The sequence below is a fragment of the Variovorax sp. J2P1-31 genome, assembly GCF_030317215.1.
Taxonomy (GTDB): Bacteria; Pseudomonadota; Gammaproteobacteria; order Burkholderiales; family Burkholderiaceae_C; genus Variovorax.
This window is the reverse complement of the sequence record NZ_JASZYA010000002.1, coordinates 1,213,555-1,238,630: the sequence shown is the minus strand read 5'-3', so window position 1 is coordinate 1,238,630 and position 25,076 is coordinate 1,213,555. Positions and strand designations below refer to the sequence as shown.

Annotated in this window: 23 protein-coding genes; 6 read left to right on the top strand and 17 right to left on the bottom strand. The window is 70.8% G+C overall.

All coding sequences use genetic code 11. The annotated features are described in order from the left end of the window. The first annotated feature begins 111 nt into the window (after positions 1–111). Positions 112–639 (top strand): vWA domain-containing protein, encoded by a 528-nt coding sequence (locus QTI20_RS16875; protein ID WP_286552531.1) that lies wholly within the window; start codon positions 112–114, stop codon positions 637–639. Positions 640–731: 92 nt separating this feature from the next. Here the strand turns inward: QTI20_RS16875 and QTI20_RS16870 are convergent, their stop codons facing one another. The 6 genes from QTI20_RS16870 to QTI20_RS16845 form a co-directional block, all read right to left on the bottom strand. Next, positions 732–1,877 (bottom strand): PAS domain-containing sensor histidine kinase, encoded by a 1,146-nt coding sequence (locus QTI20_RS16870; RefSeq protein ID WP_286552529.1) that lies wholly within the window; start codon positions 1,875–1,877, stop codon positions 732–734. A gap of 11 nt (positions 1,878–1,888) precedes the next feature. Continuing rightward, positions 1,889–2,695 (bottom strand): alpha/beta fold hydrolase, encoded by an 807-nt coding sequence (locus tag QTI20_RS16865; protein WP_286552527.1) that lies wholly within the window; start codon positions 2,693–2,695, stop codon positions 1,889–1,891. Positions 2,696–2,815: 120 nt separating this feature from the next. Continuing rightward, on the bottom strand, positions 2,816–3,835 hold the full coding sequence (locus tag QTI20_RS16860; protein WP_286552526.1) for a Bug family tripartite tricarboxylate transporter substrate binding protein: 1,020 nt from the start codon (positions 3,833–3,835) through the stop codon (positions 2,816–2,818). Continuing rightward, positions 3,832–5,238, bottom strand: a complete 1,407-nt coding sequence (locus QTI20_RS16855) for a sensor histidine kinase (RefSeq protein ID WP_286553449.1) — start codon at positions 5,236–5,238, stop codon at positions 3,832–3,834. The genes QTI20_RS16860 and QTI20_RS16855 overlap by 4 nt, the downstream gene beginning before the upstream one ends. An 87-nt stretch (positions 5,239–5,325) precedes the next feature. Next, the gene (locus tag QTI20_RS16850; RefSeq protein ID WP_286552525.1) at positions 5,326–5,991 is read right to left on the bottom strand and encodes a response regulator; all 666 of its coding nucleotides are present in this window, start codon (positions 5,989–5,991) and stop codon (positions 5,326–5,328) included. Positions 5,992–6,095: 104 nt separating this feature from the next. After that, entirely contained in the window at positions 6,096–6,584 is a 489-nt protein-coding gene (locus tag QTI20_RS16845; RefSeq protein ID WP_286552522.1) for a hemerythrin domain-containing protein, read from the bottom strand. Positions 6,585–6,851: 267 nt separating this feature from the next. Here QTI20_RS16845 and QTI20_RS16840 point away from each other — a divergent pair, with 267 nt between their 5' ends. Then, positions 6,852–7,433: a type 1 glutamine amidotransferase domain-containing protein gene (locus QTI20_RS16840; protein WP_286552521.1), complete on the top strand. Its 582-nt coding sequence runs from the start codon at positions 6,852–6,854 to the stop codon at positions 7,431–7,433. A 19-nt stretch (positions 7,434–7,452) separates the two neighbouring features. Continuing rightward, positions 7,453–7,647 (top strand): hypothetical protein, encoded by a 195-nt coding sequence (locus QTI20_RS16835; protein ID WP_286552519.1) that lies wholly within the window; start codon positions 7,453–7,455, stop codon positions 7,645–7,647. A 17-nt stretch (positions 7,648–7,664) separates the two neighbouring features. Here QTI20_RS16835 and QTI20_RS16830 read toward each other — a convergent pair whose 3' ends face one another. From QTI20_RS16830 to QTI20_RS16785, 10 genes are all read right to left on the bottom strand, one after another. Next, positions 7,665–8,684, bottom strand: coding sequence for a Bug family tripartite tricarboxylate transporter substrate binding protein (locus tag QTI20_RS16830; protein ID WP_503011425.1), 1,020 nt, complete (start codon positions 8,682–8,684; stop codon positions 7,665–7,667). A 446-nt stretch (positions 8,685–9,130) separates the two neighbouring features. Continuing rightward, a complete protein-coding gene (locus tag QTI20_RS16825; protein ID WP_286552518.1) occupies positions 9,131–10,126 on the bottom strand; it encodes a tripartite tricarboxylate transporter substrate binding protein in 996 nt (331 codons plus the stop codon). 457 nt (positions 10,127–10,583) lie between these two features. After that, on the bottom strand, positions 10,584–11,945 hold the full coding sequence (locus QTI20_RS16820; protein WP_286552517.1) for a J domain-containing protein: 1,362 nt from the start codon (positions 11,943–11,945) through the stop codon (positions 10,584–10,586). Further along, the gene (locus QTI20_RS16815) at positions 11,942–13,660 is read right to left on the bottom strand and encodes an Hsp70 family protein (protein WP_286552516.1); all 1,719 of its coding nucleotides are present in this window, start codon (positions 13,658–13,660) and stop codon (positions 11,942–11,944) included. Before QTI20_RS16815 ends, QTI20_RS16820 begins: the two co-directional genes overlap by 4 nt. Positions 13,661–13,741: 81 nt before the next feature. Then, entirely contained in the window at positions 13,742–14,725 is a 984-nt protein-coding gene (locus QTI20_RS16810; protein WP_286552515.1) for an ABC transporter substrate-binding protein, read from the bottom strand. A gap of 16 nt (positions 14,726–14,741) precedes the next feature. Then, a complete protein-coding gene (locus tag QTI20_RS16805; protein WP_183026684.1) occupies positions 14,742–15,071 on the bottom strand; it encodes a 4Fe-4S dicluster domain-containing protein in 330 nt (109 codons plus the stop codon). After that, positions 15,068–16,705 (bottom strand): FAD-dependent oxidoreductase, encoded by a 1,638-nt coding sequence (locus QTI20_RS16800; protein WP_286552514.1) that lies wholly within the window; start codon positions 16,703–16,705, stop codon positions 15,068–15,070. The genes QTI20_RS16805 and QTI20_RS16800 overlap by 4 nt, the downstream gene beginning before the upstream one ends. Before the next feature lie 100 nt (positions 16,706–16,805). Next, positions 16,806–18,116, bottom strand: coding sequence for an adenylosuccinate synthetase (locus tag QTI20_RS16795; protein ID WP_286552513.1), 1,311 nt, complete (start codon positions 18,114–18,116; stop codon positions 16,806–16,808). A 13-nt stretch (positions 18,117–18,129) separates the two neighbouring features. Continuing rightward, positions 18,130–19,110 (bottom strand): VWA domain-containing protein, encoded by a 981-nt coding sequence (locus tag QTI20_RS16790; RefSeq protein ID WP_286552510.1) that lies wholly within the window; start codon positions 19,108–19,110, stop codon positions 18,130–18,132. An 18-nt stretch (positions 19,111–19,128) separates the two neighbouring features. Continuing rightward, a complete protein-coding gene (locus QTI20_RS16785; RefSeq protein ID WP_286552508.1) occupies positions 19,129–20,097 on the bottom strand; it encodes a protein kinase family protein in 969 nt (322 codons plus the stop codon). Between the two features lie 184 nt (positions 20,098–20,281). Here QTI20_RS16785 and QTI20_RS16780 point away from each other — a divergent pair, with 184 nt between their 5' ends. Then, a complete protein-coding gene (locus QTI20_RS16780) occupies positions 20,282–21,988 on the top strand; it encodes a CehA/McbA family metallohydrolase domain-containing protein (RefSeq protein ID WP_286552507.1) in 1,707 nt (568 codons plus the stop codon). Here the strand turns inward: QTI20_RS16780 and QTI20_RS16775 are convergent. Further along, positions 21,969–22,904 (bottom strand): LysR substrate-binding domain-containing protein, encoded by a 936-nt coding sequence (locus QTI20_RS16775; RefSeq protein ID WP_286552506.1) that lies wholly within the window; start codon positions 22,902–22,904, stop codon positions 21,969–21,971. The genes QTI20_RS16780 and QTI20_RS16775 overlap by 20 nt on opposite strands. Before the next feature lie 95 nt (positions 22,905–22,999). On the opposite strand from QTI20_RS16775, the gene QTI20_RS16770 reads away from it, so the two are divergent. Both QTI20_RS16770 and QTI20_RS16765 read left to right on the top strand, forming a co-directional pair. Next, positions 23,000–23,893, top strand: coding sequence for an HTD2 family dehydratase (locus QTI20_RS16770; protein WP_286552504.1), 894 nt, complete (start codon positions 23,000–23,002; stop codon positions 23,891–23,893). Positions 23,894–23,903: 10 nt separating this feature from the next. After that, entirely contained in the window at positions 23,904–25,073 is a 1,170-nt protein-coding gene (locus tag QTI20_RS16765; protein ID WP_286552502.1) for an acyl-CoA dehydrogenase family protein, read from the top strand. The last annotated feature ends 3 nt before the right edge of the window (positions 25,074–25,076 follow it).

Sequence of the window (25,076 nt, the reverse complement as noted above, 5' to 3'; positions counted from 1 at the left end):
GACCCCGCTGGCGCACGCCAGGGTGACCGGAGGCAGGGCACGCAACGGGACACGTCGCGCCACATCGCATCGCCGAAGGACGGCACCGCCTGCGACTGGCCCCGCACCCTGATGGCCCGCGGCGCCGAGGCCCGACTGCGCGCCGAGCACCTGCGCCGCCGCCCGCAGGAGGCCCGCAGCGGTGCGCTGCACTGCTTCCTGCTCGACTGCTCCGCCTCGATGCTCAAGGACGGCAAGCTCGCGCGCGCCAAGGGCGTGCTGGTGGCGCTGATGGAGGAAGCGTATCGACGCCGCGACCGCGTGGCCTTGCTGTGCTTCGGCGGCGATACGGTCGAACTGCGCATGCCGCCTCGGCGCGCTGGCGCATTCAACGACGCCTGGCTGGCGCCCATCGCAGGGGGCGGGGGCACGCCTTTGACGCTGGGCGTTCAGCAGGCGGGGATCCTGCTGGCGAAGCATGAGTCCGCGCAGCGGTGGCTGTGGCTGTTGACGGATGGGCGGAGTGCGGAGCATCCGTTGCGGCCACCGGAGGTGGATATGGCGACGGTGGTCGACTTCGAAGCCGGGCCCGGGGCGTTGGGGCGGGCGGCGTCCTTGGCGGCGGCGTGGCGCGCTGCGCACGTGAGGCCGGCGCTCTGACAACGCAGCGCTTCAGTGGCCGGGCATGAGGTGGCTCGGGTCGCCGCCTGCAGCGTCGGCCTCCACGGGCCATGGCGCCGCTGCCGTCCGTCCTAAGCGCCCACCCCCGCCCCAAACCGCAACGTGAACGCCGTCCCTTCTTCGGCCGAAGAAGCCACCTCCATCGTCCCCCCGTGCGCCTTCGCGATCTCGTTGACGATGTAGAGGCCCAGGCCCACGCTGCGCACGGTGTTGCTGCCGGTGTCGCCGCGCACCATCGGTTCGAAGACCGTGGGCAGGGTGGCGGCGTCGATGGGGTCGCCCTGGTTGTGGACCTGCAGCTCGGCCTGCGTGGCGGCGATGGCCGAGGTGACGATGATGGGGGTGCCGGCCCGGCCGTAGGCGGCGGCGTTGCCGACCAGGTTGCCGATCAGTTGGGCGAGCCGGTCGTGGTCGGCCACGCAGGCGCCAGGGCCCCGGGTGCGGTGCACGATCTCGCGGTCGGGAAAAGCGAGCCGGAGTTCGTCCAGCGTGCGCGCGGTCAGCGCATGCAGGTCCATGGGCTGCAGGCTCACGGCCAGGCCGGTGCCGACGCGCGCCTGCGTGAAGTCGAGCAGTTCCTCGATCAGCCGCTGCGCGCGTTCGGCCGAGCTGCGCACATGGCCCAGCACGCGCACGCCGCGTTCGGTTTTCTCGGCACGGCCCATCAACTGAACGCCCATCAGGATGGCCGACAGCGGGTTGCGCAGGTCGTGGCTCACGATGCCGACCATCTGCTCGGCGAACAGCGCGCGGTCGCGCAGCAGGCGCTGCGACTGCAGCTCGACCTCGAGCAGCGCGTCGGCCTTCTTGCGCGCGTTCATGAGCTCGCGCTCGTAGCGGTTGCGGTCCTGCGCCACGAAGGCGGCGATCTCGTCGAACTCGCCTTCGGCGCGCTTGCGGCGGCGCGCGTTGAGGATCATCGGGATCAGCTGCCCGTCGGGTCGGCGCACCTCGAACTTGACCTCGGCCAGCGAGCCCTGCATCTGCAGCGTTGGCACCCAGTGGGTCTGGTGGAAGATCCGCCCGCCCATGGTGAACAGGTCCTGCAGCCGCTTGGCGCCCACGAGGGCGTCGCGCGGCATGCCGAGCCAGTCGCAGAACGTGGTGTTGACCTTGAGCACGGTGCCGTCCAGCGCGGTCACCAGCAGGCCGCAGGGGGCCTGGTCGAACAGTTCGTCGGTGTCGGGGACGGGGACGGGCGAGGCGGCCGCGGACATGCGGGGCCCGGCTAGCGGCGCGGCAGCGCGTCGATGAATTCCTCGATCGCGTCGCAGGTGGGGCCGGGCGCGCTCAGGTGCGGGCAGTGGCCGGTGTTGGCGACCACGCGCAGCATGCCGTGCGGCAGCGTGCGCTGCAGGTACTCGCCGACCGTGAGCGGCGCGATCAGGTCCTCGGACGATTGCACGATGAGCGTGGGCGTCTGCAGCCGCGCGACCTCCTTGCGGGAGTCCGACAGGAAGGTGGTCTTGGCGAACTGCTTGGCGATCTCGGGGTCGGTGCGGCAGAAGCTGGCGGTCAGTTCCTCGCCCAGCTCGGGGCGCTCGGGCACGCCCATGATGGCCGGCGCCATGCTGCTGGCCCAGCCCAGGTAGTTGCTCTCCAGCGTGTCGAGCAGCGACTCGACGTCCTCGCGCGTGAAGCCGCCGATGTAGTCGCCGTCGTTGATGTAGCAGGGCGAGGGGCCGATCATCATGTGGGCCGCGAAGGTGCCGGGCGACTTCAGGTCGGCCAGCATGCCGATCATCGCGCTCACCGAATGGCCGACGAACCAGGTCGGGCCCTGTGCCGTGGCGGCGGCGATCTCCAGCACGTCGTCGGCATAGCCCGCGAGCTCGGCGTACTTCGAGGGCTGGTAGGCGCTCAGGTCGGAGTTGCCCGAGCCGACATGGTCGAAGGTGACGACCCGGTAGCGCTGCGAGAAATGCCGGGCGACGAAGCGCCACATGTTCTGGTCGCAGCCGAAGCCGTGCGCAAAGATCATGGTGGCCGGTCCTTCGCCCTGGACCTGGACGTTGTTGCGCTGCTGGATGTTCATGGGGGCGAATCCGGGGGAAAGGGCCGGGGGCCGGCAAGGCGGCCGGGGTGGGTGCGGGCATTGTGCCCGGTGCAAGCCTCGTGTCTGTCCGCCATCTTCCCGTGATGGCTCGCGGCGGCACTACCGGTCCCAGCGCCGCAGGCCCAGCGTGCTCGCCATTTCCCGGTAGGCGGCCAGCTGCCGCGCCACGAAGTCGTCCATGGCCGGTCCCGTCAGGGAGAAGGGGTAGAGCCGGTGCCGGCTTCGCAGCGCCGCGTACTGCGGCGAGGCCAGCGCTTCCTGGAAGGCCGCGGCCCATTGGCGCGCGGCGTCCCTGGACACGTTGGCGCTGATGTACACGCCGCGCACCGTCGGCCAGACGATCTCGACGCCCTGCTCGCGCGCGGTGGGCACGCCCTGGAGCGCATCGCCCAGGCGGGTGGCCGACAGCACCGCGACGATGCGCACCGCGGCGCCGCCGGCAATGGCCTGCAGCGCTTCGGCGGCATCGCCGGGGAACACGTCGACGTGCTTGCCCTGCAGCGCGGCCAGCGCGTCGCCACCGCCTTCGAAGGAGACGAAGCGCATGGCCTTGGGGTCGCGGCCGGCGGCGCGCACCAGCAGGGCGGACTTGACCCAGTCCTGGCTGCCCACGGTGCCGCCCGAGCCGAAGACCACGCCCGACGGGTCGCGGCGGATGGCGCTCATCACGTCCTGCAACGTCCGGTAGGGCGAATCGCGGTGCACGGCCACCACGCCGTAGTCGGTGCCCAGGGTGGCGAGCCAGTGCACGGCGTTGGCCGGGTGCGGGCCGAAGCGGCCCTGGGCGATGTTGAGCAGCGAGCCGCTGGAGAAGGCGACCAGCAGGTCCGGCCCGCCCATGCGGCCCGTGGCCATGCGGTCGAAGGCCACGGCGCCGATGCCACCGGGCATGAAGCGCTGGACCAGGGGCGGGCGCGTGGGGCGCACGATCTGCAGCGCGTCGCGCGCGAGCGCGCAGGTCAGGTCGAAGCCGCCGCCGGCCTTGGCGGGGATCACGCATTCGGCGGGCGCGAGGCTGGGGTCCTGCGGCTGGGCGTGCAGCGCGGCGGGCAGGGGCAGCAGCAGGGCGCCGGTGCGCAGCACGAGGGCGCGCCGCGCGCGCATGAACGAGGGGGTCATGCCATCGGCCCCTGGGGCGCGATCGCCGTCATCGTCGACGTGGGGCCCTGGGGCCACCAGATGCAGGCACGCAAGCCCGTGTGCCCGCCGCCGTCTTTGTTCACGCTGCCCAGCGCGAGCCCGCCGCCATGCCGCTGCGCGATCGAGGCCGCGATCGCCAGGCCCAGGCCCGAGCCGCCCTGCGCCGCGCGCCGGCCGCGGCGGAAGCGCTGGCCGATGGAAGCCAGTTCGGCTTCGCTCATGCCGGGGCCGTTGTCTTCCACGCTCAGCTGCCATCGCGCGGCATCGTCGTCGCGCGCATCGAGTGTGACCTTGCCGTGTTCGGGTGTGTAGGCCAGCGCGTTCGCGACCAGGTTGCCCAGCGCCTCGCGCAGCAGGGCGGCGTCGGCCACCGCGGGGCCATGCAGCGCGAGCGGGGCGATGCCGAGGTCGATGTGCCGGGCGCGCGCCATCGGCAGCAGGCCCAGCGCCACCTCGCGCAGCAACTCGGCCAGGTCGACGGTCTCGAACTCGAGCGACGCGGTGTCGGAGCGGCCCAGGGCCAGCAGCTGCTGGGTGGTGCGCGTCACGCGGCCGATCTCGACGCGCATGGCTTCGAGCGCGGCCTTCAGTTCCTTCGGGTCGTCCTCGCGCTGCGCGTAGTCGGCCTGCATCTGCAGCGTGGTCAGGTGGGTGCGCAGCTGGTGCGAAGCGTCGTCGAGGAACTGGCGTTGCTGCGTCACCAGCGCCTTGGTGCGCGCCATGTGCTGGTTCACCGCGCTCACCAGCGGCCGGATGTCGGCGGGGATGGCCACTTCCTCGATCTGCGTCAGGTCCTCGGGATGCCGCGCCTGCACTTCGCGTGCGAAGCGGCGCAAGGGGCGCAGCGCCGCGACCAGGCCGAGCGAGGTGGCGAGCATCAGCGCGGCCAGCACCAGGGAGTCGCGCAGCGCGGCGCGGCGCACGAAGCGCGCGGTGAAGTCTTGGCGCGACTTGGTGCTCTCGCCCACCTGCACCAGCACGCTGCGGGCGCCGTCCTCCTTTGCCGAGGGGAGGTCGAGCGCGCGGCGGTAGGCCGCGAAGCGCACCGGCTCGCCGAAGTACTCGGCGTCGTAGAACGCCGGCACGCCCGGCGAGAGCGCGAAGGGCGGCTCGGGCAGGTCGGCGCTGCCCAGCTCGACCAGGCCGTCGGAGGTCGCGACGCGGAAGTACACGCGGCCGCTCGCCGTCAGCTCGAAGAACTCGAACATCGTGTAGGGCAGCTCGACCGACAGGCCGCCCGAGGCGGTCGAGATGTTGGCGTCGATGGCCTTGAGCGCGCCCAGCACCGAGCGGTCGTAGGCGGCGTTGGCCGCGCCCAGCGCATCGTGGCGCGTGAGCCAGAGTTCGGAGGCCGTGACGATCAGCAGGGCCGGCACCAGCATCAGCGCCAGGCGCTGCCACAGGCTCGCGCGCTGGAACCAGGTACGCGCCTGGCGCAGGCGAGTCACGCCGAGACTGGAAGCGGGCACCTAAGCCGCTTCCAGCGCGTAGCCCAGCCCGCGCATGGTGACGATGCGCACCGCGCTGCCTTCGAGGCGCTTGCGCAGCCGGTGGACGATCACCTCGACGGCTTCGGGATGGATGTCTTCCTCGTCCGAGAACACACGGTCGAGGATCTGCTGTTTCGACACCGGCTCGCCGCTGCGCTGGGCCAGCACGCGCAGCACCGACAGTTCGCGCGGCGACAGCGCGAGCACTTCGCCGTCGAGGTGGAACTGCCGCTTGGTGCCGTCGAACACCAGCGGCCCGCAGGCCAGCCGCGGATGCTCGATGCCGCGCGCGCGGCGCACCAGCGCATGCAGTCGCGCCTCGAGCTCGGCCAGCTGGAAGGGCTTGGCCAGGAAGTCGTCGGCCCCGGCATTGAGCGAGCCCACGCGTTCGGCCAGCGAATCGCGCGCCGTGAGGATCAGCGCGGGCAGGCGCTGGTCGCGCTTGCGCAGCCGCTCGAGCACGGTGTGGCCGTCCATGCCGGGCAGGCCCAGGTCGAGCACCACCGCATCGTGGTCGCGGGCCTGCAGGGCCTGGTCGGCCAAGCGGCCGTCGTCGACCCATTCGACCTGGATGCCGGAACGCTCGAGCGCCCGGCTGAGCCAGGTGCCCAGGCTGTGTTCGTCTTCCGCGAGCAGGATGCGCATGGCGCGATGCTAGCGTTGCCGCGGAGGCGATCGCAACGCTGCAAACCCTGCAGGGCGCAGGCGAGCCCGGTCGAGTGAACGCCTGCCGCGTCAGCGCGTCGGCATCAGGCGGCGGCCGTCATCTCGGCCATGAGTTCTTCCTTGCGGGCCTGCAGCTCGTCGCGCATGGCGACCAGGTCCAGGTTGCGGGCGGCACGCGCCTTCACGAAGATCTCGTTGCGCTCTTCCTTCACGTGATGGTCGATGTACTCGCCGAGCACGATGACCTTGGCGCACCACTTGCTGTCGTTCTCGTCGCCGTCGCGGATCTGGGCGATCAGGTCCTTGGCGCTCGCATGCTCGACCTCGGCCTCGTCGAGCAGGTCCTCGGCCTTCACCGCGGCCCGCAGGGCGGGGTAGAAGATCTCTTCCTCGATCTGCGCATGGACGCTGAGCTCCAGGCAGATCTGGTCCGCCAGCTGGCGGCGCTTGGCGGGGGCCGTCTTGGCCTTGGATTCGGCCAGGGGCTCGAACTCCTTGAAGAGCTTCTTGACGTTGCGGTGGTCGGCATCGAGCAGGCTGCAGGCATCGGCGGGGGCGCGGGGGGTGGTCATGGGGTGTTCCGTTGTGTTCGTGGGAACTGCAACATCCGCCCGGGCCGAAGCCCCCCGCGTAGGACCAGCGCGCTCGAAGCGCGAGGTGGCCGGAGGACACGGCGCTTCGACGGTGCCGGAGGCTGCGGCCGTGGCTGCATGCAGCGCACCCGAGCCGTCGAAACGTCCGACATGCAGGCCGCCCCTGCGCCGATACGACGCCGTGTGCAGCCGGGTAGCTTGATGTCTTCGACATTCGATCAAACCACTCGACACGGAAGGTGCCCCATGAGCGCAACGACAACTCCACACAACGCCCTCGACGGGATCAAGGTCGCGATCCTGGTGACCGACGGCTTCGAACAGGTCGAGATGACCGACCCGCGCCAGGCATTGATCGCAGCGGGTGCCGCAACCGCCATCGTCTCGCCGATGGATGGCAGCGTGCGCGGCTGGAAGCACCACGATCCGGCCGACACCTTCGAGGTCGACGTCGCGCTGAAGAACGCCAAGCCGGCCGACTACGACGCGCTGCTGCTCCCCGGCGGGGTCGTGAACCCCGACGCGCTGCGCATCGACGAGCGCGCCATCGCCTTCGTCAAGGCCTTCGTGGACGCCGGCAAGCCCATCGCCGCGATCTGCCACGGGCCGTGGACGCTGATCGACGCCGGTGGGGTGAAGGGCAGGCAGGTGACCTCCTGGCCCTCGCTGCGCGTCGACCTCGAGAACGCGGGCGCCGAGTGGCGTGACCTGGAAGTGGTGGTGGCGCCCCAGCTGGTCACCAGCCGCAAGCCCGACGACCTGCCGGCCTTCGACCGCGAGATGGTCAAGCTCTTCGCCACCGCCGGCACGCGCCCCGCGAAGGGTTGAGGGCCGGGCCGGAAGTCCGATGAAGCCCGTGAAGACGCCCGAAAAGTCAGGCGCGCCGCGCAAGCGATCGCGGGCCAGCGAACGCCTCGATGTGCTGGACCGCCTGGAGGCGGCGTCCCTGTTGCGCACCGACGAGACCTTTCTGCGCTGCGGCGGGCCACGCCCGATGAAGCCCCGGCGCCACATGGCGAAGAAGGGCCCACCGAAGCGATAGCGCGCGCCGCGACGACTTCAGTCGGGCTTGATGTTCGCGCGCGCGATCACCTTCTTCCAGCGCTCCTGCTCGATGGCGATGAACTTGGCGAACTCCTCGGGCTTGTCGCCCACGGATTCGGCCGCGTCGCCGCGCAGCCGCTCGATCACGGCCGAGGTCTTGGCCGCCTTCATCGTTTCCTGCGACAGCTTGGCGATGTGGGCGGCCGGCATGTTGGCCGGGGCCAGCATGCCGTACCACTGCGTCATCTCGAAGCCGGGGAAGCCCTGCTCGGCCACGGTCGGCACGTCGGGCAGTTGAGGCAGGCGCTTGGCCGAGCCGGTGGCGATGCAGCGCACCTTGCCGGCCTTGATGAAGGGGATGATCGCGGCCGCGCCGATGGCCGAGGCCTCGAGCCGGCCCGAGAGCAGGTCGGTCAGCATGGGGCCGGTGCCGCGGTAGGGCACGTGCAGCATGAACACGCCCGAGCTGATCTTCAGGTACTCGAAGGCCAGGTGGCCCGCGCTGCCGTTGCCGGCCGAGCCGTAGCTGAGCTTGCCCGGATTCTTCTTCGCGTAGGCGATGAACTCGGTCAGGTTCTTCGCCGGCACGTCGGGGTGCACCACGTAGAGGCTGGGCACCTTGGCCAGCAGGCTCACCGGCTTGAAGTCCTTGTTGGCGTCGTAGGGCAGCTTGTCGAAGATGTAGGGGTTGACGGCCAGCGTGCCGATGTGGCCCAGGATGATCGTGTGCTGGTCTTCGCTGCGCGCCACTTCCGACATCGCAATGTTGCCCGCCGCGCCGGGCTTGTTGTCGACGAAGACGCTCTGGCCCAGCGTGTTCGACAGCTCGGCCGCGGTCGAGCGCGCCACGATCTCCGAACTGCCGCCGGGCGCGAAGGGCACGACGAAGCGGATTGACTTGCTGGGCCACGCCGGCTGCGCCAGCGAAGCCGCGGGCAGCACGCCGCCCAGGCCCAGGGCGCCGGCCATCTGGAGCAGGGTTCTGCGGGTGGTGGGATGCGTGGCTTCGCCTGCGCCGGGTGCGTTGTTGAACATCATGGCTTGTCTCTTGTTGGAAGGAGAAGGCGCGATGGTGATCGATGGAAGCTTTCAGAAGCCTGTCAGCCGGCTTGAAGCGAGACGTCGCGACGCCGGGAATCCGCGACAGGGTGTCGGCATGTCGCCACAGGCGCGAGGCCGCAAGGCCATGCGCTGCATGCACTTCTTCCTTCAAATGCAGTGCTTCTGCCGCCGACAACCGGATCACGCCGCATTCCGGCAATCGTTCATGTCGCCTGGACAGGAGTCCGGGCGGGATGGGCTGAGAATCCCCTCGCATCGATGGCGCCCTCGCTTGGGCGTGGATTCGATCGGCTTCGCGCTTCGTGTGTCACTACGGGCGCGTCGTTTCCGGTGCCAGTCGCCCGACGTGTTGGGGCGTACGGAACGCAAGGCCCCGCCTTGGGGCAAATGCCATACCTTCGGCTGCGCCCGGCCGAGTCTCAATCCTCCACCGGAATCCCCGTCCTCTCAATCACCCGTTTCCAAGTCTCCGCATCGTCCCGCAGCACCACCGAGAACTCCGCCGCCGTACTCCCCACCGGCTCGATGTTCATGTCCCGCATCTTCTTCTGCACTTCGGGCCTGGCAATGATCGCGGCCACCGTGGTCGACATCTTGTCGATGCGGGCCTGCGGCGTGCCGGCGGGCAGGAAGAGGCCGATCCAGGCGTAGGGCTCGAAGCCCGCGTAGCCGGCCTGCTGGAAGGTGGGCACCTGGGGCAGGGCTTCGGAGCGCCGCGTGCCCAAAGCCGCGAGGGCGCGCAGCTTGCCGCCTTGCAGGTAGGGCAGCGCAGTGCCGGTGTCGAGCACCGCGACGCGGATGTGGCCGCCGAGCAGGTCCGTCACCATGGGCGCCGCGCCCTTGTAGAGCACGTGCGGCATGTCGACGCCAGCTTCCTTCTTGAACAGTTCGCCGTAGATGTGCGAGGTGGTCGCGACGCCGGTCGAGCCGTAGGCGTGCTTGGCGGGCTCGGCCTTGAGCACCGTGACGAATTCCTGCAGCGTGGTTGCGGGAAAGTCGGGCGTCACGACCAGGGCCGAGGTCGACATGCCGATCTGCGAGACCGCCGCGAAATCCTTCACCGCGTCGTAGGGCAGGGCGCGCCGCAGCGCCGGCATCTGCACGTGCGTGGTGATGGTGAAGAGGGCCGTGTGGCCGTCCTTGGGGGCGCGGGCCACGGCTGCGGCGCCGATGGTGCCGCTGGCGCCCGCACGGTTGTCGACCACCACGGGCTTGCCCCAGGCCGTGCCCAGTTCCTGGGCGACCAGGCGCGCGATGCTGTCGGTGATGCCGCCGGTGGGGAAGGGCACCAGGAGCGTGACCCCCTGCGTGGGGTAGTCGGCGGCGGGAGCCTGCGCGGCCGCGGGCAGGGCGGTGAAGGTGGTCAGCGTGCCAAGTGCCAATCCCAGGACCAGGGTGAGCGAGCGGTGTGCCATCGTGTGTGGGGCGAAATCGATGCTTTCCGGAACGAAATCGCCTCCCGCTCCGCACGGACAGACAGCGTCGCTGAGCCACCGCATTGCGCTTCCGTTGCTTGATCTATTCCTTGGTGCCAAGTCCATCATGATTCACTCGCTGAAAATCCCGAGGCTATGGAAAATCCCGCGACATCCGCTGTCGGGTCAACAAGAGAAATAAGCCTTTCGAATTATTTGTGTCCGCGAAAATTTTCTTTCAATAGAATTTTTTCGGATATGAATATCAGGAAAATGCTTTTGTGAGCCGCTTTTCATCGGTGGCAAGCATGGCGGCGTGAGGCCCGTCACGCTGCCGGCATAGATGAAGCATGAAAAACCATCAAGGAACTGAAGATGGGGCGATGCCGACCCGGACCGCCGGCCGCCCGCGGCTTGCAGGCAAGGCCGGCCAAGTCCGCACTGCGTGAACGTGCGCTTATTTCCCCGCCGCGTCCAGCTTCAAACAGCGCCGCGCTTCCTCGGCCCGTCCGGCCCCCAGGGCCGCGACGCGCTCGGCGCGCAGGCAGGCCATCAGCGTGTCGTCCTTGCGTGACCACAGGCCCTTGTCCTGGCAGCGGATGGCACGCGTGGCGAGCAGGGCCACCGCGTCGCTGTCGTCGACCTGCAGCCAGTTGGACTCGTGCACGAACTCCTCGGCGCTCTCGCAGCTGTCGCGGGTCACGGCGCCGGTGAACTCGTAGGCCAGCACCGGGTCGGGCGTGGCGGGCGGCGCGCCGATGCCGGTCTTGGCCGACGCCGCGGCCACGGCGGCTGGGGCCTGGCTGCCGGGGAAGTGGTTCATCAGGCCCGAGAGCACGGCCGTGACCAGCGTCAGCACGAAAAGGCCCCCGACCACCGTGTTCAGCGTCTTGCGGGGCGTGCCGAAGTAACGCTCCCTGCGTGCGGCCTGGCGCGACCACCGGGTCGCAAGTTTTGCATGCACCGCCTGCCATGCCGGCAGATGGGCGTGGCCTTGCGCGTCGAGGTGCAGCGCGAACCAGTCGGGGAAATCGCTGGCCAGGTGCTCGAGCACCTCGGCGAAGCTGCGCACCTGTTGCGCCTGCGGCGAGGGCACGCGCGCGACCGTGGCCATCGCCTGCTGCTGCAGCGCGATCGCCGCCGGCGTCTGCGCTTGCCACTGCAGGCCCTGGTTGATCACGCGCGAGATCCACTGCGCGGCCTGGGTGCTGGCGATCGGCCGGGCGTTGCGGTCGGTCCAGTGGAAGCGCCGGGCCGCGGTGTCGAACAGCACGGCACGGCCGGGCGGGTCGTCGTGCAGCAGGTCGGCGATGCGGGCTTCGAGCTGCGCATGGCTGTCGAGGTGCAGCAGCCGCGGGTCGGTCAGGGCCTCCTCGAGCAGGACCGCGACCGCGCCGGGGGCCGCGTCGCGCAGTTGCGTGCTCCAGTGCTGCAGGGCCTGGCGGGCCTCGTCGGGGCGCTGCGGTGGAGGCACGGGCGCCGCAGGCGCCTGGGCGGGCGGCGGTGCGAACGGCACGGGCGCGTCCGGCGCCTCGGGGGCGGCCGCGTCGTCGGTGTCGGCAGGGGCCTGGTCTTCCCGGTCCTCACCGTCCTCCTCGTCGCCTTCTTCCTCTTCCTCTTCCTCTTCGTCTTCCTCCTCGTCCGCGCGCGCGGCCCAGGCCTGCGCCTGCTCGTAGGCCTGGCGCAGCCGCTCGAAGGCCTCGCGCTCGCTGGCCTGGTCGATGGCCTTGAGCGCCACGGCATAGGCGCGCTTGATGGTCTTGATGTCGCGGGTCGGCGTGATGCCGAGGCGCTCGAAGGCGTCGGTCACGGCGCTCAAAACACGAAGTCCGGGTCGAAGTGGCTGTCGCGCTCGAAGAAGCCGATGGCCTTGCGCAGCCGCTCGCGCGCCGGGCGGATCTGCCGCTCGTCCTGCGATTCCAGCGTGAGCTCGAAGCGCGAGATCTCGTCGCCCAGCCGCTCGCGCGCATCGGCGCGCAGCTGCTGGAACACGCGCTCGGCCTGCGCCACCAGTGCCCGGTTCTCGGCCTTGTCGCGCGGGTGGATCTTGAGCTCGGCCAGTTGCGCGAGCCGCGCCGCGATCTCCAGCTCGCTCAGCACGCCGCTGTTGCCCTGGATCACCAGCCGGTGCACCTCCTGCGTGGCCAGCACCGTGGCTTCGACCTCCAGCAGGCCGTTCACGTCGTAGGTGAAGCGCACCTCGACGTTGGCCTCGGCGCGCGGCGCGCGGGGCAGCGGCACCTCGAGCGTGCCCAGCTTGATGTTGTCGGGCACCAGCCGCGCCTCGCCCTGGAAGATCTCGAGGCTCAGGATGCGCTGGCCCTCGCTGACCGGGATGTAGCGCTTGACGCGGCTGGCCGGCACCACGGTGTTGCGCTCGATGATGGGCGAGAAGTAGCCGTCGACCTCGCCGCCGCCGGGCATGCGGTGCACGGTCTCGACGCCCAGGGTGTAGGGGCAGACGTCGGTCATCACCACTTCCTTGAGCGCCGCGTCGCGCGCCTTCAGGCCGGCCATCACGGCCGCGCCCAGCGCCACCACCTCGTCGGGGTTGATGTCCATTGCGGGGAAGCGGCCGAACATGCGCGTGACCATCTGGCGCACGATGGGCGAGCGGGTCGCGCCGCCGGCCAGCACCACGTTGTCGATCTCGCCGGCGCGGATGCTGGCGTCGCGCAGCGCACGCTCCACCGGCGCGCGCAGCCGGGCCAGCAGCGGCTCGCTGATCGCGCGGAAGCGCTCCTGCGTGAGCACCAGCGTGTGCTCGCGCTCCTGCCAGTGCAGCGCGAGGGTGGCGCTCTCGTGGTCCGACAGCGCGCGCTTGGCGACTTCGGCGCGCGCCACCAGCTGCTGCATGAAGCCGCCGTCGGCGCGTGCCGTTTCAGGAAGGCCGGTCTCGGTGAAGAAGAGCTGGACGATCTCGTTGACGAAGTCCTCGCCGCCCAGGAAGTTGTCGCCGGCGGTCGCGCGCACCTCCATCACGCCCTCGAACATCTCGAGGATCGAGACGTCGAAGGTGCCGCCGCCCAGGTCGAACACCAGGAACTGGGTCGCGTCCTCGTCCTGGTGCAGGCCGTAGGCCAGCGCGGCGGCCGTCGGCTCGTTCACCAGCCGCTCCACCTGCAGCCCGGCGAGCTGGCCCGCGATGCGCGTGGCCTTGCGCTGGCTGTCGGAGAAATAGGCCGGCACGGTGATCACGGCCTCGGTCACGGGCTCGCCCAGCATGGCTTCGGCGTCGGCCTTCAGCGAGCGCAGCACCAGCGACGAGAGTTCCTCGGCGCGGAAGCCGCGCGCGCCCAGCTGGAAGCTCTTGTCGCTGCCCATGTAGCGCTTGAACAGCGCGGCCGTGCGTTCGGGATGCGTCTGCAGCCGGTCGCGCGCGGCCTGGCCGACCAGCACGCTGCCGTCTTCGTCGATGCTCACGCAGGAAGGCGTGAGGTAGGCGCCCAGCGCGTTCACCACCAGGTGGGGGCGGCCGTCCTTCCAGACGGCGGCCAGGCTGTGGGTGGTGCCCAGGTCGATGCCGATGATCATCGGTGTGGTCCTCGTGTGCGCCAAGGTGGCAAGGGCCACCATGATGCCGCACGCGCGTGGCGGGCCCGCGCCGCGCCGCGATCAGGCGTCGCTGACGCGCCAGTCGTCGAGCGAGAAGTCCTTGTCGATCAGCTTCTCGGCGAGCAGGAAGCGCTTGACCTCGCCCAGCAGCGCCACGCCCTCGGCCGGGTAGGCCACTTCGGGAAACTGCGACAGCGGATGCGAGATCTTCACCACCTCGAGCGGGAAGCCGCTGACCTCGGCGTGGAAGTCGAAGTAGGCGTCGCTGCGGCGGTGGATGTCCTGCAGCGCGGTGCGGCGTGCGCGGGTCCAGGCGGCGGGCAGGCCAGGTGCGGCGGCCAGCGTCTTCTGCGAGGCGACGATCACCTGCGTGCCGCGCAGCGTCGGATGCTGGTCGGCCTGGTCGATCACCGGGTAGCCGCGCGAGGCCAGCAGCGGGCCGACGTCGGTCTGCGCCGCGAAGGCGGCGATCGAGCCGCGGTCGAGCGCGGCCTCGCCGTCGCGCGGGAACATGTGGATCACCTTGACCGACTTCTGCAGGCCGTTCTCCTTGAGCAGGCCCAGCACGTAGCGGTGCATGTAGGAGCCGCGCGCCACGCCGATGGTCTGGCCTTCGAGTTCCTTCACACTGCGCGCGCCGCCGCGCGGCGTGAGCAGCCAGACGTTCATGCCCACGGTGTCGAAGCCGATCAGTTGCGCGTCGAAGCCGCGGGCGCGCGCGACCACGGCCGGCGTGTCGCCGTAGATGCCCACGTCGAGCGCGCCCGAGAGGAAGGCCTCGTTGAGGTCGGGCCCGTTGGGGAAGTTGCGCGTGACGATCTCGCGGATGCCCAGCGGCGCCAGTTCCTTCAGCAGGCCGCCCTCGCGCAGCGCCCAGCCGGTGGCGGCCGCGGGCTTCTTGCCGGGGCCGATGTAGCCCAGGCGCAGCACGCCGTTCGTGGCCTGGGCCTGGGCGATCGCGAAGCCGGGCAGGGTGCTGGCCGCGGCGGCGCCGAGCGCGCCCTGGAGCAGGCGGCGGCGGGTGGGGGAGCTCGGGTGAGGCATGGCGGATGAAGCGGTGTCAGTGGGCGCGGCCCAGGAGTTCGTAGCTCGCGTCGGCCGACGCGGTCGAGGTGCGGCCGCGGCCCCAGCCGACGGCGCTGCGGTAGCTGCCCATCAGCGCGGCGGTCGCGGGTTCTCGCTCCTCGGCGGTGGCGCGGCGGTCGGCGATCGGGGCGACGTAGAGCGCGTCCTCGGGGCAGTAGAGCTCGCACATGAAGCAGGTCTGGCAGTCGTCCTGCCGCGCGATGCGCGGCGGGCCGCCGGCCACGGCCTCGAACACGTTGGTCGGGCAGGCGTTGACGCAGATGTTGCAGGCGGTGCAGCGCTCGGCGCTGATGAGTTCGATCACGCCGTCACCTCCGCCGCGGCTTCGTTCTGCACGGCTTGCCGCTGGACCCAGACCTCGTCGAGCCCGCCGCTGAGCAGCCGGTGCTGCTGCGCCGGGTCGAGCGCGCCGTGCTCGCGCCGCCGGTGCATGCCGCGGGTCTCGGTGCGCTGCAGCGCGCTGCGGTACATCCAGCGCGCGGTGGCCAGCATTGCTGCGGCTTCGCGGGCGCGCACCGCCTCGGCGGCGCTGGCGGCCGGGGCGCTGCCGCGCAGCTGCGCCCACAGCGCATCGAGCCGCGCCAGCGAAGCGTCGAGCACCTCGCCCTGACGGAACCAGTTGCGCTCGTAGGGAAAGACCTCGTCCTGCACGGCGCGCACCACGGCCTGGCTGTCGAAGGGCGTGGCGCCGCGCGTGTTCAGGGCCACGCCGCCCGCGCGCAGGGCCGGCCGTTGGGCGCCCGCGCTGCGTGCGTCCTGGCCGAAGGCGGCCGCGCCGGCACCGGCCCAGAAGCCCGAGGACAGCGCCCAGGCCGCGTTGTGGCTGCCGCCGCCGGTGAAGCCGCCGCAGATCAGCTCGCGCGTGGCCGCATCGCCCGCGGCGTAGAGGCCGGGCACCGAGGTGGCGCAGCTGTCGTCGACCAGGTTGAGCCCGCCGGTGCCGCGCACCGTGCCTTCGAGCCGCAGCGTGACGGGGAAATGCTGGGTGAAGGGGTCGATGCCCTGGCGGTCGAAGGAGACGAAGAAGTTGGGCTGGGCGGTGCGCATCCAGGCGCGGACCTGTGCGTCGGCGCGGTCGATGCAGGCGAACACCGGCTGCGTCTGCAGGGTCTGCGCGATGATGCTGCGCCCGCGCGAGGAGCCCGCGCCTTCGACGGGTTGGCCGTCGCGGTCGTAGAAGGTGGCCCAGTTGTAGAACAGCGACTTGGTGACCGACGAGAAGGCCGGGCCCAGGCCGTAGGCGTTGGAGAACTCCATGCCCGAGAGCGAGGCGCCGACCTCGGCCGCCATCAGCTGGCCGTCGCCGGTCAGCACGTTGCAGCCCAGCGCCTTGCTGAGGAAGGCGCAGCCGCCGGTGGCGATCACCACCGCGCCGGCTCGCACCACCCAGGTCTCGCCGCTCTGGCGGTTGACGCCGGTGGCGCCGCAGACCGTGCCGTGCTCGTCGACCAGCAGCTCCAGCGCGGGGCTGTGGTCGAGGATGCGCGCGCCGGATGCCTTGACCCGCTTGCGCATCAGCCGCATGTACTCGGGGCCCTGCAGCGAGTTGCAGCGCAGCCGGCCTTCCTCGTCGGCGGGGAAGGGGTAGCCCCATTCCTTGAGCCGCTCGACGTTGTCCCAGGTCTGGGCCAGCACGCGGTCCATCCAGGCGTGCTCGGCCAGGTGGCCGCCCATGGCGAAGCGCGCGGCCTTGGCATCGGCGCGCGCCGTGCCTTCGGGCGAGACGTGCCACAGGCCGGTGCCCGAGGGCGCGGTGGCGCCCGAGGTGCCGCAGAAGCCCTTGTCGGCCAGCACCACGCGCGCGCCCTGCGCCGCGGCGCTCACCGCCGCCCAGGTGCCGGCCGGACCGCCGCCGATGACGAGCACGTCGGCCTCGTGGCGGCGCTGGCCGTCGGTGGCGGAAAGTGCCGAATGCTGGAGGAAATCGCGTGCGCCCATGGGAAAGATCGCCTGTCTGTCGTGAGACCGCGACCGTACCCAGGGCCGCGCCGAGGGCCAAGGAAGTTTTCCGAGGATCGATATGCGCGGATCGGCGGGCTCAGCCCCGGACGTGCGCGGAGGTCGGGCCGAAGGACGTCAGCCGCACCGGCAGCCCGGCCAGCGACTGCATGCGTTCGATCCATTGTGCGGGCGTCGAGACGGGCGTCGTGTCGTACACCGGTTCGGCGCGCAGCAGCCGCCGGGTCAGCGCGGCCTGCGTGTCGAGGTCGGGCACGGGCGGGCAGGGCAGGGCGCTCGCCAGCGCGGCTTCGCCGTCGATCCGGTAGGCCTCGCACCACCGCAGCGGATGTGCCGCGTCGATGGTATCGAGGTGGCTCGCGACCAGGCCGTCGAGCCGGCCGACGGCCTGCAGCGCATAGGCCCACAGCAGCGCATCGGGATGGCCGCGGCGGAAGCGGCCCTGCCAGCCGGTGTCGGCGTTGTGCGGCTCGGGCAGGCGGTCGAGCGCGGCATCGGCCGTGGGCAGCGGGCCGGCGCCATGGCGCGTGAGGTGGCTGCGCAGCACGCCCAGGTGCGCGACGCGCGCGGCGATGCCGGCATCGCCCAGCACATCCTCCACCGCCTGCGTCGAGACCGTGCTCCAGGTGGTGTGCGGATGGAAGCCGCGTGTTTCGTCGAGCAGCACGCCCTGCGCGCCCTCGAACAGCACGCAGCCCGGCCGGGCGAGCCGCGTGGCCACCGCATCGACCGAGGCTGGCGGCGCGCGTTCGAGGCAGGGCTGCACCGCGGCCAGCCAGCGCCGCGCCACCTGCGGGTTCGCCAACAGCGCGAACTCCTGCGTCCAGGCGGCGTGCGGCGGCGCGTGCGACGCGAATTCGTCGTGCAGCGCGCGGCGGATGGCTTCGAGCGTTTCGAGTGCGCGCGCCGGATGCCGCAGGTCGCCGTAGCGCAGCACGGTGTCGGGCTGCGCCAGGGCCTGGCGCACCGTCTCGCCGACACCCACGCCGCAGCTGCCATGGGCCTGCGCGCCGCGCGCCCATTCGCGCAGCCGGCCCGCGGCCTGGTGGAAGGGCGTGGTGACGCGGCAGCGCGCATCGATCTGCAGGCGTTCGAAGGCATCGTGCACGCCGGCTTCTTCCAGCGCCGCGTGCTCCATCAGCAGCCCCGTCGGATGCACGATCACCGGGCTTGCGAGCAGCGTGGCCGTGCCGGACACGAAGCTGCCGGCGCCGAACTGCGAGAAGGTGTGGTGCCGGCCGTCGGCCAGCACCACGTTGTGGCCGGCCTGCGCGCCGCCGTTGAAGCGCACCACCGTGTGGGCGGCCTCGGTGCGGCAGAGGTGGTCGGTGAACAGGCCCTTGCCGCAGTCGCCGAAGCCCAGGCCCAGCAGCGAGACGTAGCGCGTCACCGGGGCATGGCGCTCATCCGACCAGCTTCTTCCACCACGAGCCCAGGGTGGTGGTCGCCGTCGCGGCCGTGGCGGGCCGCGCGCGTTTCGGCGCGTTCGGGTCCAGCAGCTCGGCATAGGCCTCGAGCGCATGCGCGACCGTGGCAATGCGCTCCTTGGGCGTGCCGTGCGCGGCCATCACCTGCGTGAGCCCCTGGAGGCCCGGCACGGCGTGCTCGGTCAGCGCCACGATGCCCGCGGCCACGGCGCAGGCGTCTTCGGGCGCGTCCATGCAGATCACATGGTCGCCCAGCAGTTCGCGCCAGCGGCCCTCGCACCGGCGGCGGCGCTGCGCATCGGGGATCAGGAAGAACAGGTGGTAGGTCTCGGCCGCGGCCGCGATCACTTCCTCGATCGGGATGTCCTCGTCGAGCTTGTCGCCGATCAGCGCCTCGATCTGGTGGCGCGAGACGGCGTTGTAGGGCAGTTCGTCGCCGGTCATGAACAGGTAGCCGCGCTTCTTGCGCTTGGCCCAGGCGTCGCTGTCGGTGTGCTGGGCGAGCACGTAGAAGGCCAGTTCGTAGCTCTCCTCGCCGCTGCCGCCACCGCCGCCTTCGAGGTAGCTCGAGGTGAGCCACTGGTCCATCAGTTCGGCGGTCGATTCGAACTGGCCGACCTGCAGCGGCGCCGAGTCGGACACCGCATCGCCGATGGCCATGAACATCAGCTGTGGGTCGGCGACGCCGCAGTCGGTCAGCAGCTTCATGAAGGTCGGCAGCTCCTGGCGCGCCAGCAGCTGCGGGATGTCGCCCATCGAGCCCGTGACGTCGAGCGCGAACACCACCGGCAGCGAATTCGGATGGTCGGCGTTGTCGCGCGACTCGCGCACCTTGAGGCCGCGCGGGTTCATCAGCGTGTGCACGCCGCGCTGGGTGAAGACCTCCTGGCCCGGTTGCGCGGCACGGTCGGCGAGCAGCGCGGCATGGGCCGCGTGCGAGTAGTTGCCATAGCCCATCTCGTTGACTCCTGGGTTTCACGCGCCGTGCGGCGCGGGGTTTAAGGGGATGAATCGGGGTGCGCCGAAGGAAGCCAGCGCGGCCTCGGTCAGCGCGGTCTGGAGGGCGGCTGCGTCCAGGGCCGTGCCGTCTTCGCTGCAACGGCGCAGCAGCTCGGCGAGCGGCGCGGGCGTGTGCGCGCCCAGGCCGGGCGTGCCGCCGTCGCGGCTGCCGTGCAGCACTGCGCGGATCGTCCAGGCCGACTGACGCAGGTCGTGCGCCACCGCATCGGCCAGCGCGCGGCCCTCGGCCTGCCGCGCTTCGCGCCAGCCGACCAGCAGCACGCCGTGGTCGTGCGGATGCACGAGCGCATGCGCGGGCCGGAGGTCGCGATGGGTCCAGCCATGGGAATGCACGAAGCCCAGCACCTCGAGCATGCGGCGCCACAGCCAGACGGCATGGCGCGCATCGATACCCTCGGGCTGGGCCTGTGCGACGGCCGCCAGGCTGCCCCAGTGGCCGGGCGGGTGGCGCAGCAGCAGCGCGTCGTGCGAACCGCCGGCCGCCGTGGTGGCCGCGTCCACACCGATGGGCTGCGGCAGGCGGCGCGTGAAGTAGGCGGCGCCCGGGCCCTGCAGCGCCTGCAGCGCATGCAGCACCTCGTACTCCCGGCGCAGCCCGTCGGCGTGGCCCGCGACATGCGCGAGCTTCACGGTGACGCGCTCGGGCGCGGCGCCCAGGCGCTGGGCCAGCAGCAGCTCGTGGTGCCGGCCGTGGCCCAGCGGCATCAGCACGCGGTAGCGCGCGTCCCGCCATTGGAAAACCTGCCCTTCGGCCGCGTGCGATTGCGCGCGCAGCCAGGCGGCATGGAAGTCGGCGCGTTGCACGAGCTCCTCGCCGCGCATGACGGTGGCGCCGCAGTACGGGCATTGCACGGTGCGCCAGCGTGCCGCGCGGGGCAGCGGCGCGGCGCATTGCGGGCAGACGAGGGCCGTGAGGGTCAGCATCGGGCCAAGCATAACGGGAGGGCGCGGGCATCCGGTGCCGGAAAAACGCCCGTTCTTCATCGTGGCGTCATGCAAGTTGCGCAGACTGCCTCCCGTTCCGCTCCTGGTCCGTTGGGTGCGTGTCATCGACATCGCGCACTGCGCTCGCAGGCCGATGCGGTGATGCGCCGCATTGCACATCAACATGTCTTCTTCTTCCTCCTTGTCGCGTCGTTTTCCGGCGGTTCCGCTTCGTTCCACGCCGCTGCGCTACAGCCTGCTGCTCGGCGCCGCCATGCTGGCCGGTTGCGGCGGAGGCGCCGACAGCGGCACGCCGGTCGCGGTCGTGCCGCCGGTGCCCACGACGCCGACCACGCCCGACCCGCAGCCCGCGAAGCCGACCGTGCCGACCGGCCGCTGGACCGCCGGCGACCTGCATGTCCACACCTTCCAGTCGGACGACACGCAGCAGATCTCCACGCTCGACCAGGTGCTGTCCAGGACCTTCGACACCTTCGGCCTCGACTGGGTCGCGATCTCGAACCACCTGCGTTCGTCGAAGTACGACAACGACGGCCACGAGATCACCCCGATCCCGTTCTCCGAAGGCATGGCGAAGTACGAGGTGCCGCGCATCCAGGCCCTGCAGGCCGGCGGCAAGTACCGCGACAAGACGATCCTGTCGTCCTTCGAATGGGACATGCCCACGCACGACCACGCCAACATCGGCATCCTCACCGGCGGCTCGATGTCGGCCGAGGCGCTCAAGGCGGTGAACCAGTTCGAGTACCTGTTCACCAACCGCCCGGCCGCGATGTTCGCGCCGGCCGACGTGGCCGCCTGGGACGCCAAGGACACGCGCGCCTATTCGACGCACCAGGACGCGCTGCAGGCCATCGCCTGGCTCAAGAAGAACCACCCCGACACCAGCTACCTGCAGCTCAACCATCCGTCGCGCAATCCGGGCAAGTACACGGCGGCGCAACTGCGCGAGATGAACGACCTGGCGCCGAACATCTTCTTCTCGATCGAGGGCATGGTCGGCAACCAGATGGAGCCCAACCGCGGCGGCTACGAGAGCGCCTACATCCCCGCCAACCTGCCTTCGCGCGTGTACGGCGGCGTCGACTACCTGGTCGCCAAGGTCGGCGGCACCTGGGATGCGCTGCTGTCCGAGGGGCGCCGGATCTGGAACGTGGCCGATTCCGACTACCACTTCGTGACCTCGAAGGGGCAGTACAGCAGCGGCTACTCGCCGGGCGAGTACGCCAAGACCCATCTCTGGGGCGACATCCAGGACGCGCCCTCGCTGCTGAATGCGCTGCGCTCGGGCCGCAGCTTCGGTGCCAACGGCGGGCTGATCGATGCGCTGGACTTCCGCGTGACCGGCACGGCGGGCAACGGCGAGATGGGTTCGGAGCTCGCGGCCAAGGCCGGCGAGGAGCTGAAGATCACCATCCGCTTCAAGAGCCCGCAGCGCAACAACTACGAGTTCCAGCTGGGCAGCGGCATCTACGCCAACGTCAAGCCGGTGGTCGACCACGTCGACCTGATCGTGGGCGACGTGGGCGCGCGCGAGCAGCCGGGCACGCCGGGCTATGCGCGCGACACCAACCCGTCGACCCGCGTGATCAAGCGCTTCACCGCCAACGAGTGGGCACGCGATGCCGAGGGCTACAACAGCGTGAGCTTCACCGTGATCGCCAGCGGCAACCAGTACTTCCGGCTGCGCGGCACCAACCTGGGCGTCAACGTGCCGGGCGAGACGCTGGCGGGCGATCCGCTGCCCGACGAGAAGATCGACCAGCCGAGCGCCGACCATGCGGTGCGCTTCAACGCGATCAACGCGCGCAACTACAGCGACCTGTGGTTCTACTCGAACCCGGTGTTCGTCAAGGTCGCGAAGCTCTGAGCTCGGGGCGCTCTGCCTCTGGCGCCTGTGCGTAGTGCGCGCACAGCGCCTCGACCAGCGCCTTGGCATAGGTCGGCAGGCTGGCGCGCTCGCGCACCAGCAGGTAGCGCTCGCGCACGCACCAGGCATCGCTGAGCTCGATCAGCGCGAGCTGCATGGCCTGCTGGTTGCGGCGCGCGGCCGATTCGGGCACCACGCCGATGCCCACGCCGCTGCCGATCATGCGGCACATGGCGTCGAAGCTGCCCAGCTGGATGCGCAGCTTCTGGCGCCGGCCCAGGTGCTCGGTGATCTGGGTCAGGAAGGCCTGCAGCGTGCTGCCCTGCGCCATGCCCACCGCGTCCTCGTCCAGCGTCTCGGCGAAGGCGATGCGCTTGCGCCTGGCGAAGCGGTGCCGGCCTGAGGTGACGAGCACCAGCCGGTCGGTGCTGAAGTGGATCGCCTCCAGGCCCAGCGTGTCGACATTGCCCGCGACGATGCCGATGTCGGCCCGGCCCTCGAGCACACCGCGCGGGATCTGAGCGTTCGGTTTCTCCTGAAGGTCGACGTTGATGCGCGGATGCGCCGCCAGGAAGGCCGGCAGCAGCTCGGGCAGGAAGTCGGTCACGGCCGTGGTGTTGGCGAACACCCGCAGGTGGCCGCGCAGCCCGCCGCCGTAGGCCAGCAGTTCGTCGCGCAGCCGGTCCGTCTGGTGCAGCACCAGCCGGGCGTGGTGCAGGAAGGCCTCGCCCTGCGGCAGCAGGCGCACGCCGCGCGCCTCGCGGGTCAGCAGTTGCAGCCCGGCCTGGGTTTCCAACGCCTTGATGCGCGCGCTGGCCGCGGCCAGCGACAGGTGCTGGCGCTCGGCCGCGCGCGTGAGGTTGCCCAGCTCGGCGGTGGCGACGAACAGGCGCAGGTCGGTCAGGTCGAATTGCATGCGCCGATGCTAGCAAGGCTTCGTCAATTCCGAAGGCTCGGTTCCAAACTCGCAGATTGTGCGGGGCCGTCATGGGCGCGACCATGGCGGCTCGCATGAACAGCCCCACTTCTTCCCCTTCCTCCCTCGACGCCGACGGGCTCGCCGCACTGCAGGCCTGGCAGGGCCGCAGCGAGACGCTGCACGACGAGATCACCGCCGCGCCGCTGCGCGCGCTCTCGGCCACGCTCGACCGCGACGATGCCGCCCCCGGCGCCGGCACCCGCCTGCCCGAACTCTGGCATTGGCTCTACTTCCTGCCGCACCACCGCCAGTCCGAGATCGGCCCCGACGGCCATGCGCGGCGCGGCGGCTTCCTGCCGCCGGTGCCGCTGCCGCGCCGCATGTGGGCCGGCGGCCGTTTCGCATGGGCGTCGGGCCATCCGCTGCGCGTGGGCGACGCGGTGCGGCGCGTGTCGACCATCGCCTCGGTCACGCACAAGGCGGGTCGCAGCGGCGCGCTGGTCTTCGTGTGCGTGAAGCACGAGGTGCACAACGCCCACGGCCTGGCGCTCACCGAGGAGCACGACATCGTCTACCGCGCCGCCGCGGCCCCCGACGAAGCCGCGCCCGCACCCACGCCGGCCCCGACGGACGCCGCCTTCAGCCGCACCGTCGTGCCCGACGACGTGCTCCTGTTCCGCTACTCGGCGCTGACCTTCAACGGCCACCGCATCCACTACGACCGCCGCTACGTGACCGAGGTCGAGGGCTATCCCGGCCTGATCGTGCACGGCCCGCTGATCGCCACCTTGCTGGTCGACCTGCTGCGCCGAGAGCGGCCGGATGCGGTCCTCTCGCACTTCGAATTCCGCGCCGTGCGGCCCACCTTCGACACCGCGCCGTTCCGGCTGCACGGTCGCCCCGAGGCCGACGGCAAGACCTTCCACCTCTGGGGCGAAGACGCGGACGGCTGGCTCACGATGAGCGCGACCGCCACCCTGGCTTGAGAAAGACAGCATGAAGACCGAGATCCCCACCCCCGACGACCACCAGGCGATGCGCGAGGCCCTGCGCGCGCTGTGCGGCGGCTTCGACGCCGCGTACTGGCAGCAGGTCGACCATGCGCGCGGCTACCCGGAAGCCTTCGTGAACGCGCTGACCGAGGCCGGCTGGCTGGCCGCGCTGATCCCCACCGCGTACGGCGGCTCGGGCCTGGGCCTGGCCGAGGCCTCGGTGATCATGGAGGAGATCAACTTCTCCGGCGGCAACGCGGGCTCCTGCCACGGCCAGATGTACAACATGGGCACGCTGCTGCGCCATGGCAGCGAGGCGCAGAAGCGCCAGTACCTGCCGCGGATCGCGAGCGGCGCGCTGCGGCTGCAGTCGATGGCCGTGACCGAACCCAGCACCGGCACCGACACCACGCAGCTCAAGACCACGGCGGTGAAGAAGGGCGACCGCTATGTCGTCAACGGCCAGAAGGTCTGGATCTCGCGCATCCAGCACTCCGACCTGATGATCCTGCTCGCCCGCACCACGCCGCTGGCCGAGGTGAAAAGGAAGTCCGAGGGCATGTCGATCTTCATCGTCGACCTGAAGAGCGCGATCGGCCACGGCATGACGGTGCGGCCCATCCTGAACATGGTCAACCACGAGACCAACGAGGTGTTCTTCGACAACCTCGAGATCCCGGTGGAGAACCTGATCGGCGAAGAGGGCCAGGGCTTCAAGTACATCCTCGACGGCCTCAACGCCGAGCGCACGCTGATCGCGGCCGAGTGCATCGGCGACGCCTACTGGTTCATCGACAAGGCGCGCCGCTATGCGAGCGAGCGCCAGGTCTTCGGCCGCCCGATCGGCCAGAACCAGGGCATCCAGTTCCCGATCGCGGCCGACTACATCGAGACCGAGGCCGCGAACCTGATGCGCTTCAAGGCCTGCGCGCTGTTCGACGCGGGCCGGCCCTGCGGTGCCGAGGCCAACATGGCCAAGTACCTGGCGGCCAAGGCCAGCTGGGAGGCGGCCAACACCTGCCTGCAGACGCACGGCGGCTTCGGCTTCGCCTGCGAATACGACGTGGAACGCAAGTTCCGCGAGACCCGGCTCTACCAGGTGGCGCCGATCTCGACCAACCTGATCCATTCCTACGTGGCCGAGCACCTGCTCGGCCTGCCACGCTCGTTCTGACGG